We start from the raw sequence: 299 nt of genomic DNA on the forward strand, positions 1-299 counted from the left end.
CCACGACGGCGACTGAGCACTCGGCGCGTCGTCGTCCCCGCGCAGGCGGGGCTGTTCCGCCAGACCCGGTCCCGCTACAGGTGACAGTGTCGTCGTCCCCGCGCAGGCGGGGCTGTTCCGTGCTGGTTCCGGCAGCAGCACCCTAGGTGATCGTCGTCCCCGCGCAGGCGGGGCTGTTCCGTTGACCCCGTTGGGCAATGTGGCGGCAGTATGGTCGTCCCCGCGCAGGCGGGGCTGTTCCCTCGACGGGGCTCACGAGGCCAGTGCCCGAGCTGTCGTCCCCGCGCAGGCGGGGCTGT

It is taken from the genome of Dietzia sp. SLG310A2-38A2 (genome assembly GCF_014145095.1).
Classification (GTDB): domain Bacteria; phylum Actinomycetota; class Actinomycetes; order Mycobacteriales; family Mycobacteriaceae; genus Dietzia.